This window comes from Streptomyces sp. NPDC034670 (genome assembly GCF_055574875.1).
Genome location: NZ_JBVITR010000008.1, coordinates 135,889 through 145,323 on the forward strand (window position 1 = coordinate 135,889; position 9,435 = coordinate 145,323).

General features: G+C 75.5%; 7 protein-coding genes. 4 read left to right on the forward strand and 3 right to left on the reverse strand.

From position 1 onward, the window contains the following. Nucleotides 1-83: 83 nt before the first annotated feature. Nucleotides 84-686, reverse strand: a complete 603-nt coding sequence (locus ACZ56B_RS08740; protein ID WP_468787736.1) for a DUF998 domain-containing protein — start codon at nt 684-686, stop codon at nt 84-86. A 182-nt stretch (nt 687-868) separates the two neighbouring features. Between ACZ56B_RS08740 and ACZ56B_RS08745 the strand changes: the two genes are divergently transcribed. From ACZ56B_RS08745 to ACZ56B_RS08755, 3 genes are all read left to right on the forward strand, one after another. Continuing rightward, nucleotides 869-1,759 (forward strand): DMT family transporter, encoded by an 891-nt coding sequence (locus ACZ56B_RS08745; RefSeq protein WP_468787738.1) that lies wholly within the window; start codon nt 869-871, stop codon nt 1,757-1,759. Between the two features lie 155 nt (nt 1,760-1,914). After that, nucleotides 1,915-3,126 carry an MFS transporter gene (locus ACZ56B_RS08750; RefSeq protein WP_468787740.1) on the forward strand — a complete coding sequence of 404 codons (1,212 nt, stop codon included), beginning with the start codon at nt 1,915-1,917 and terminating at the stop codon, nt 3,124-3,126. Between the two features lie 324 nt (nt 3,127-3,450). Beyond that, nucleotides 3,451-4,017 carry a hemerythrin domain-containing protein gene (locus ACZ56B_RS08755; RefSeq protein WP_468787742.1) on the forward strand — a complete coding sequence of 189 codons (567 nt, stop codon included), beginning with the start codon at nt 3,451-3,453 and terminating at the stop codon, nt 4,015-4,017. A gap of 214 nt (nt 4,018-4,231) precedes the next feature. On the opposite strand, the gene ACZ56B_RS08760 is transcribed toward ACZ56B_RS08755, so the two are convergent. Continuing rightward, entirely contained in the window at nt 4,232-5,044 is an 813-nt protein-coding gene (locus ACZ56B_RS08760) for an SAM-dependent methyltransferase (RefSeq protein ID WP_468787744.1), read from the reverse strand. Nucleotides 5,045-5,203: 159 nt separating this feature from the next. Next, nucleotides 5,204-8,578 carry a pyruvate carboxylase gene (locus ACZ56B_RS08765; protein ID WP_468787827.1) on the reverse strand — a complete coding sequence of 1,125 codons (3,375 nt, stop codon included), beginning with the start codon at nt 8,576-8,578 and terminating at the stop codon, nt 5,204-5,206. Between the two features lie 344 nt (nt 8,579-8,922). Between ACZ56B_RS08765 and ACZ56B_RS08770 the strand changes: the two genes are divergently transcribed. After that, the gene (locus ACZ56B_RS08770) at nt 8,923-9,330 is read left to right on the forward strand and encodes a RidA family protein (protein ID WP_468787829.1); all 408 of its coding nucleotides are present in this window, start codon (nt 8,923-8,925) and stop codon (nt 9,328-9,330) included. Nucleotides 9,331-9,435: the final 105 nt, after the last annotated feature.

Below are 9,435 nucleotides of genomic sequence, written 5' to 3' on the forward strand. Positions count from 1 at the left end.
CGGGCTACCCCCCCCCCCCCCCCCCCCCCCCCCCCCCCCCCCCCCTCCCCCCCCCCCCCCCCCCCCCCCCCCCCCCGCACCGGTCATGCCGGCGACTCGTCCCGGTGCCCCGGACGGCACAGGCACGACGTGGCGACGACGAAGGGCCACAGGGACTGAACAGCCGTCACCACCCGTTCCGCGACGCCGGCGGCACCGTGCCGGTGGGTCTCGACGAGGAACCACACGGCGCCGGCGACCATCACGGCGGCCGCCGCGGCCGAGGGCGCGGGCCGCAGCGCCCAGGGAGCACGCCCGCCGCCGTCGGCGGCCAGGACCGGCCACACGGCCAGGAGCACGAATCCGGCCACGGTCACCGAACCGTGGTGCGGGGACCCCCCGCTGCTCGGCGTCGGGAGCAGCACCACGGCCCACGCCGCCAGTCCGCCGCCGGCCAGCGCCACGCGTCCGGCCGGTGCGGCCGCCCGCAGCCCCCAGGCGGTGAGCAGGTGGCAGACGCCCAGCGCGAGGAACGCCCCGGTCATCACCCAGTAGCCCGGTGCTCCGTAGGCCGCCAGGACGCTGATCGTCTGCGTGGCGGGGTCGTAGGCGGGCCCTTCCAGCGACGCCGCGACCACCCAGCCCGCGATCAGCAGGGCCGGCGCGCACCCCGACGAGATCAGGACCCATCCGGGAACAAGAGGCATCATGTGATCATAAAGGGCACCCTGCCGGCACGAACGCCTCCGACGCCCGGCACCGCGGCGGCCGGCCCGCACCCGTTCGGGCGGCCGCGCGCCCCCGGGCGGTTCGCGGGGCCGGGGACGGCACGTCACCATGGCAGGACCGGGGGTGGGCCGCCTCGTCGTCCCGGAGGATCACGGTGGACATGCTCGTACCGGTCCTGTTCGCGCTGAGCGGCGCGTTCAGCAACGCCCTCGCGACCGTCCTCCAGCGCAAGGCCGCGCTGAGCGTGCCCCGGTCCGACAAGCTGCGGGCGCGGCTCATGCTCGACCTGCTGCGGCGCCCTGTCTGGCTCGCCGGCATCCTCGCCGTCGTCGCCGCGGCCGTCTGCCAGGCCGTGGCGCTCGCGACGGGGCCGCTGACGGTCGTCCAGCCCCTGTTCGTGCTGGAGCTGCCGCTCGCCCTGGTCGTCGCCGCCGCGCTGCTGCACGGGCGGATGTCCCGGCCCGGCTGGGCGGCCGTGTCCGCCGTCGTGGCCGGGCTCGCCCTCGCCCTCGTCGCCGCGTCCCCCGCGGGGAACCGCACGCACGCGCCGATGGACCGGTGGGTCCCGGCGCTCGCCGTCTGCGCCGCGGCGATCGTCGCCCTGGTGGTCGCGGCGCTCCGCCGGCCCGAGGGACGGGCCCGTGCCGCCTGCTTCGGGCTGGCCACCGCCGTCGCGTACGCGGTGACGGCGGCCCTGATGAAGACGTCGATGCACACGCTCGACGACGGCGGCGTGACCGCGTTCCTCACCACCTGGCAGACCTACGGCTTCGCCCTCTTCGGAGCGGCCGCGCTGTTCCTCCTGGAGAACGCGATGCAGGCCGGACCGCTGGTGGCGTCCCAGCCCGCCCTCACGCTCGGCGACGCGAGCGTGAGCCTGGCCCTCGGGCTCACGGTCTACGCCGAGTACGTGCGCACCGGCTGGTGGCTCCTCCCCCAGCTGCTGGGCGTCGCCCTGATCGCCGCGGGCGTGTTCGCGCTGTCGCGGATGCCGCTCGCCCGCGCCCTGACCGGCGGGGACCGGCCCGCCGTCGGCGCGGGGGCGCCGTAGGGCCGGCACCGCTCCCCCCCCCGCCGCCGTCGCGCCTTTCGCGGCGCGCCCCCGGCGCCGGCCCGGCCGGCGCGCTCCCGGCTCCCGGGCGGCGCCCCGCCCGCCCCCGGCCCACCAAGTGTACGCTCGTACGCTCGCGATATAGGCTCGCGCGCATGACTGTCGACGTACTGCGCGGGCCCACCCCGGCCGAACGACAGGCCCGCGTGGCCGTCGCCGTGCTCTTCTTCACCAACGGGGCGCTGTTCGCCAACCTCCTGCCGCGCTACCCGCAGATCAAGGCGGACCTCGGCATCGGCAACGCGGCCTACGGCCTGGCCGTCGCGGCGTTCCCGACGGGCGCCATCGTGGCCGGCCTGGCGGCCGGGGTGCTCGTCCGCCGGTTCGGGTCGGCGCGCGTGGCGGTGGCGGGCACCCTGCTGACCGGCGTCGGGGTCCTCGCCGCCGGCCTGGCCGGCTCGGTGCCGGTGTTCGCGGCAGCGCTGTTCCTGGCCGGGGCGATGGACGCGATCACCGATGTCGCCCAGAACGCCCACGGTCTGCGGGTGCAGCGCCGCTACGGACGCTCCATCATCAACTCCTTCCACGCCATCTGGTCCATCGGAGCGGTCTCCGGAGGCTCCATGGCCGCCGCCGCGATCGCGCTCGACCTGTCGCGGGGGCAGCACCTGCTGATCTCCGCGGTGCTGTTCACGGCCGTCGCCTGCATCGCCCTGCGGTTCTGCCTGCCCGGGCCCGACACCGAACCGGCCGGGGACGAGACGGACACCGCGGACCGGGAGGCGCGGCGGCGGGAACGCGCGGCCGCGCCCCTGCGCACCGGGTACCTGCTGGCCGCGCTGGTCCTCATCGCCACGGCCGGCACGCTCGTCGAGGACGCGGGCAACTCCTGGGCCGCGCTCTACCTCTCCGACACGCTCCACGCGTCGGTGACGCTCGCGGCCGGCGGCTACATCGCCCTGGTCGGCGCCCAGTTCGTCGGCCGCCTCATCGGCGACCGGCTGGTCGACCGGTTCGGCCAGCGCGCGGTGGCCCGTGCCGGCGGGCTCGTCGTCGCGGCCGGCATGGGCCTGGCGCTGGCGGTGCCCACCGTGCCCGGGACGATCCTCGGCTTCGCCGCGGCCGGGTTCGGAGTGGCCACCCTGGTGCCCGCCGCCATGCACGAAGCCGACGAGCTGCCCGGTCTCAAGCCCGGATCGGGACTGACGATCGTCTCCTGGCTCATGCGCTTGGGCTTCCTGCTCTCCCCGCCCGTCGTCGGGCTCGTCTCCGACGCCACCAGTCTCCGGCTGGGCCTGCTGGTGGTCCCCCTCGCCGGAGTGCTCGTCCTGCTGCTCGCCGGCGTGCTGCGGCCCGGGCGGCGCTGAGGGACGGCCCGCGCGAAGGCCCCCGGCCGGGGCCGCGCCCCCGCGTCCTCGGGTGCGGTCCCGGCCCCCGCGGGGCCGGGTGGCGGACGACCGCCGCCCGGCCGGCGGGCCGGCGCCGGCGTCCGGCTCCGGCGCACGGATCCGACTCGAACGGGCCCTGCCGACGAGGCACGCGGCGAGCAGCGCTGATGTAGTGGTGCGCAGCGCCTCCGGGCGGCGACCCGCCCGCCGCACGAGCGGGACGGGCGAAAGACGGCCGCCGCGCCGGGCGTGCCCGGAGGACCGCGGCACAGCCGTCCAGGCCTGAAGGGAACGAGAGACGTGATGGGACACGGCGGAAACGTGGTCGAGGAGCTGACCGCTGACCACCGCGAGGTCGAGGCGCTCCTCGAGGAGATCCGGGCGCTCCCCTCCGGCGACGGCGGACAGCGGGAGGTCGCCGACCGGCTCACCCTCGCGCTCGTGCGGCACTCCGTCGCCGAGGAGGCCCATCTGTACCCGGCGGTGCGCCGGTACGTCGACGACGGCGACGACATGGCCGACCAGGCGGTCGCCGAACACGCCGGGATCGAGCGGACGCTCAAGGAGCTGGAGGACCTCGCCCCGGACGACGACCGGTTCGGCGCCCTCCTCGCGCGGCTGGAGCGGTCGGTCACCGCGCACGTGCGCGGTGAGGAGGACCGGCTCTTCCCCCTGCTGGCCGAATCGTGTCCCGCCGGGCTTCTGGACGACCTCGGGGACCGGGTCCGCTCGGCCAGGAGGGCCGCTCCGGCCCGCCCCCACCCGGCCGTGCCCGGCGCCCCTCCCGCGGACGGGGCCCCGGCCCCCGGCGCGGGCATGGTCGACCGCGTGCGCGACCTGCTCACCGGCCGCGGGGCCGGCGGGGGCTGACGCCCGCGGCGTCGGGGGGGCTCCCCGCCCGTCGCCGCCGGTGCGGGCGGGACGCGGTGGACGCGGAGGCGGCGGCGCGGCCCGGCGGTGGACCCGGCGCCGTACCGGTCCGCGGGCCGGGCCTCCCGTTCGGATCCGGCCGGCCGGGCCGGGAGCCCGGATCCGGCCGGGCGCGGGCGGCCACCGGTCCCGGCCGCCCGCGCCCGGCGGGGTGTCACGGCTTGCGGGCGAGGCCGCCGTGCTCGGCGACGGGTTCCGGGGCGGGGGAATCGGCGTCCGGGCGCCAGAGGGGCACCGGGACGACGCCGGGGTCGACGAGGTCCAGGCCGTCGAAGAACGCCGTGATCTGGTCGACGGTGCGCAGGTGGTACGGGACGGCGCCGCTTTCGTTGTAGGCGTCCTGCGCCCGCTCGAAGACCGGGTCGACGCCCCGTGAGCCGTCGTTGACGACGAGGTGGCTGCCGGACGGCAGCGCGTCCATCAGGCGGGCGACGACGGAGCGCGCCCGGTCGTGGTCGGCGACGTGGCCCAGGATGTTGCTGAGGATGAGAGCGGTGGGGCGGGTGAGGTCCAGGGTGGCGGCGGCCCCCGCCAGGACGCGGTCCGGGTCCAGCACGTCGGCGTCGACGTAGGCGGTCGCCCCTTCGGGGGTGGAGGAGAGCAGGGCGCGGGCGTGGGCGAGGACCATCGGATCGTTGTCGACGTAGACGATCCGGGCCTCGGGCGCGAGGCGCTGGGCGACCTCGTGCGTGTTGTCGGCGGTGGGCAGGCCGGTGCCGACGTCCAGGAACTGCCGGATGCCCGCCTCGCCGACCAGGTGGGTGACGGTGCGGCGCAGGAAGGCCCGGCTGCTGCGGGCGATGGTGACGATCCCGGGGAAGACGGCCGTGTACGCGTCACCGGCTTCCTCGTCGACGGGGTAGTTGTCCTTCCCGCCCAGCCAGTAGTTCCAGATCCGGGCCGAGTGCGGCACCGACGTGTCGATCTGCTGCTGCGTGGTGCCGGGCGTCGGGGCGGGGTCGGTCATGGGTACCGTCCGTCGTCGGTCGAGGCGTGCTGCGGTCGACCACAACCTACGTCGTGACGGCCCGTCCTCGCAGGGCTGTCCGGGCGCCGTCGGACCCCGTCGGCGGCCGGCCGCGAGGTGCGCCGGGCACGCACCGGACGTGCGTGCCCGGCCGGGGGCTCAGGCGAGTTCCACGAGGAGGTCGCCGCCCTCCACCTGCTGGATGCGGCTGATGGCCAGCCTGGCGACCGTGCCGGACTTCGGGGCGGTGATCGCGGCCTCCATCTTCATCGCCTCGATGGTGGCCACCGTGGCCCCGGCCTCCACCTCGTCGCCCTCGGCGACCGAGAGGGTCACCACACCGGCGAAGGGCGCCGCGACGTGGCCGGGGTCGGCCCGGTCGGCCTTCTCGGTGACCGGGACGTCGGAGGCCGCCGCCCGGTCGCGGACCTGGATCGGCCGCAACTGGCCGTTCAGCGTGGACATCACGGTGCGCAGGCCGCGCTCGTCGGCGTCGCCCACGGCCTGGAGTTCGATGAGCAGCCGCACACCGGGCTCGAGGTCGACGCTGTACTCCTTGCCGGGGCGCAGCCCGTAGAAGAAGTCCTTGCTGTCCAGGACGCTGGTGTCGCCGAAGGTCTGCCGGTGGGTCTCGAACTCGCGGGTCGGTCCGGGGAACAGCAGCCGGTTGAGGGTCGCCCGCCGGTCCTTCGCCAGCCCGTCGCGGTCCTCGGCGGACAGTTCCCGGACGGGCTTGGGTTCGGCGCGGCCCTCCAGCGCCTTGCTCCGGAACGGCTCGGGCCAGCCGCCCGGCGGAGTGCCCAGCTCACCGCGGAGGAAGCCGATGACGGAGTCGGGGATGTCGAACCGGCCGGGCTCCGCCTCGAAGTCCGCCGGGGAGACGCCCGCGCCCACCAGGTGCAGGGCCAGGTCGCCGACCACCTTCGAGGAGGGGGTGACCTTCACCAGGCGGCCGAGCATCCGGTCGGCGGCGGCGTACATCGCCTCGATCTCCTCGAAGCGGTCGCCGAGGCCCAGCGCGATCGCCTGGGTGCGCAGGTTGGAGAGCTGGCCGCCGGGGATCTCGTGGTGGTAGACGCGGCCGGTCGGGGAGGCCAGGCCCGCCTCGAAGGGGGCGTAGACCTTGCGGACGCCCTCCCAGTACGGCTCCAGGTCGCCGACGGCCGTCAGGTCCAGGCCGGTGGGCCGCTCCGAGTGGTCGGTCGCCGCGACGATCGCCGACAGGGACGGCTGCGAGGTGGTGCCCGCCATGGACGCCACCGCCCCGTCGACCGCGTCCGCCCCGGCCTGGACCGCGGCGAGGTAGGTGGCGAGCTGGCCGCCCGCGGTGTCGTGGGTGTGCAGGTGGACCGGCAGGTCGAACTCCCGGCGCAGGGCCGACACCAGTGTCGCCGCCGCGGGTGCCCGCAGCAGGCCGGCCATGTCCTTGACCGCCAGGACGTGGGCGCCCGCCTCGACGATCTGCTCGGCCAGGCGCAGGTAGTAGTCCAGGGTGTAGAGCCGCTCGGACGGGTCGGACAGGTCGGCGGTGTAGCACAGGGCCACCTCGGCGACGGCCGTGCCCGTCTCGCGCACGGCGTCGATGGCGGGCCTCATCCGGGACACGTCGTTCAGCGCGTCGAAGATGCGGAAGACGTCGATGCCGGTGGCCGCCGCCTCCTGGACGAAGGCGTCGGTCACCTCCGTCGGGTACGGGGTGTAGCCCACGGTGTTGCGGCCGCGCAGCAGCATCTGCAGGCAGATGTTCGGCACGGCCTCCCGCAGGGCGGCCAGGCGTTCCCACGGGTCCTCGGCCAGGAAGCGCAGGGCGACGTCGTACGTGGCGCCGCCCCAGCACTCCAGGGAGAGGAGTCCGGGCAGGGTGCGGGCCACCACCGGGGCGACGGCGAGCAGGTCCTTGGTACGCACCCGGGTGGCCAGCAGCGACTGGTGGGCGTCGCGGAAGGTGGTGTCGGTGACGCCGAGGACCGGGGAGGCGCGCAGCCAGCGGGCGAAGCCCTCGGGGCCGAGTTCGGCCAGGCGCTGCCGGGAGCCGGCCGGCGGTTCCCCGGCGGGCAGCGGCGGCAGCTTGGTCGGCGGGTCGATCAGGTCGGGCCGCTCGCCGTGGGGCCTGTTCACCGTGACGTCGGCGAGGTAGGTCAGCAGCTTCGTGCCGCGGTCGGCGGAGTGGCGTGCGGTGAGCAGGTGCGGGCGCTGCTCGATGAAGGACGTGGTGACCCGCCCGGCCGCGAAGTCCGGGTCCTCCAGGACGGCTTGCAGGAACGGGATGTTCGTGGCCACGCCGCGGATGCGGAACTCGGCCACCGCGCGCCGGGCGCGGCCCACCGCGGTGGCGAAGTCCCTCCCCCGGCAGGTCAGTTTGACCAGCATGGAGTCGAAGTGCGCACTGATCTCCGTGCCGGCGTGAGTGGTGCCGCCGTCCAGGCGGATGCCGGAGCCGCCGGGCGAGCGGTAGGCGCTGATCCGGCCGGTGTCCGGACGGAAGCCGTTGGCCGGGTCCTCGGTGGTGATGCGGCACTGCAGCGCGGCGCCGCGCAGCGTGACGCCCTCCTGGGAGAGTCCGAGGTCGGCGAGCGTCTCCCCGGCGGCGATGCGCAGCTGCGCCTGCACCAGGTCGACGTCGGTGACCTCCTCGGTCACCGTGTGCTCGACCTGGATGCGCGGGTTCATCTCGATGAAGACGTGGTTGCCGTCGCGGTCGAGGAGGAACTCCACGGTGCCGGCGTTGCGGTAGCCGATCTGCCGGGCGAACCGCACGGCGTCGGCGCAGATGCGGTCGCGCAGCCGCGGGTCGAGGTTGGGCGCGGGCGCGAGTTCGATCACCTTCTGGTGGCGGCGCTGCACCGAGCAGTCCCGCTCGAACAGGTGGATGACGCCGCCCTGGCCGTCGGCGAGGATCTGCACCTCGATGTGGCGGGGTTCGACGACGGCCTTCTCCAGGAACACCGTGGGGTCGCCGAACGCGGAGGCGGCCTCCCGGGAGGCCGCCTCGATGGCCTCCCTCAGCCGGGCGGGCTCCTCGACGCGGCGCATGCCGCGCCCGCCGCCGCCCGCGACCGCCTTGACGAAGACGGGGAAGCCGACCTCGTCGGCGGCGCGGACGAGTTCGTCCACGTCGGTGGAGGGGGCCGAGGAGCCCAGGACCGGCACGCCCGCCTCCCGGGCGGCGGCCACGGCGCGCGCCTTGTTCCCGGTCAGTTCCAGGATGTCCGCGCCGGGCCCGACGAACGTGATGCCCGCCTCTTCGCAGGCCCGGGCCAGCTCGGGGTTCTCGGACAGGAACCCGTAGCCCGGGTAGACGGCGTCGGCTCCCGCGCGGCGCGCCGCACCGACGATCTCGTCGACGGAGAGGTAGGCCCGCACCGGATGGCCCGGTTCACCGATCTCGTAGGCCTCGTCGGCCTTCAGGCGGTGCAGTGAGTTGCGGTCCTCGTGCGGAAAGACGGCAACGGTTCGGGCGCCCAGTTCGTAGCCCGCGCGGAACGCCCGAATCGCGATCTCACCGCGGTTGGCGACCAGCACCTTGCGGAACATTCGTGATCCCTTCAGCCTGCCGGTGACGAAGACCATCGTGTCGGTGGCGGACCGGGGGCGCCATGTGAACCGGGCCACTTCCGCCGCTCCGGCGCCCGGACGGACCGGCGGCCGGGCGCCGGAGCGGCGGCGGGAGGCCCCGACGCGCCCGACGGCTCCGCCGTTCCCTCGGGCGCGTCCTTGAACCGCTTGGTCACCATCGGGTTCCCCCGTCACTAAAAAGTGCGTTCTTCCACGTCACCCCTCACTCTCCTACGGTTTCCGAGTAACCACGAGAGAGCGCGCCCGGGCCGGGCCCGTACCGGGCAGGTCCGCGGACCCTCATGACGGAAAGGCAGGACAACATGGCCATCACCCTGGTGAACCCCAGCGGATTGCCGAAGGTCGACGTGTACCACCAGGTGTCGGTCGCGACCGGGTCGAAACTGGTCTTCGTCGCCGGGCAGGTCTCCTGGGACGCCGACGGGGTCACGGTCGGCGAGGGGGACCTCGCCGCCCAGGTGGAGCAGTGCTTCCTCAACGTCGGCACCGCCCTGGCCGGGGCGGGCGGCTCCTTCGACGACGTGGCGAAGCTGACCGTCCACGTCGTCGACTGGACCCCGGACAAGATGCCCCTGCTCCTGGAGGGCATCGCCCGGGCGGCGGCGAAGCTGGGCGTGACCCCGGCCGCGCCGGCCACGCTGCTGGGCGTCGCGGCACTGGACGTGCCCGAGCACCTGGTCGAGGTCGAGGCCACGGCGGTCGTCGACTGACCGCGGACCGGGGGGGGGGGGGGGGGGGGGGGGGGGGGGGGGGGGGGGGGAGGGAGGGGGGGGGGGGGGGGAGGGGGGGGGGGGGGGGGTGGTGTGTGGGCTTCG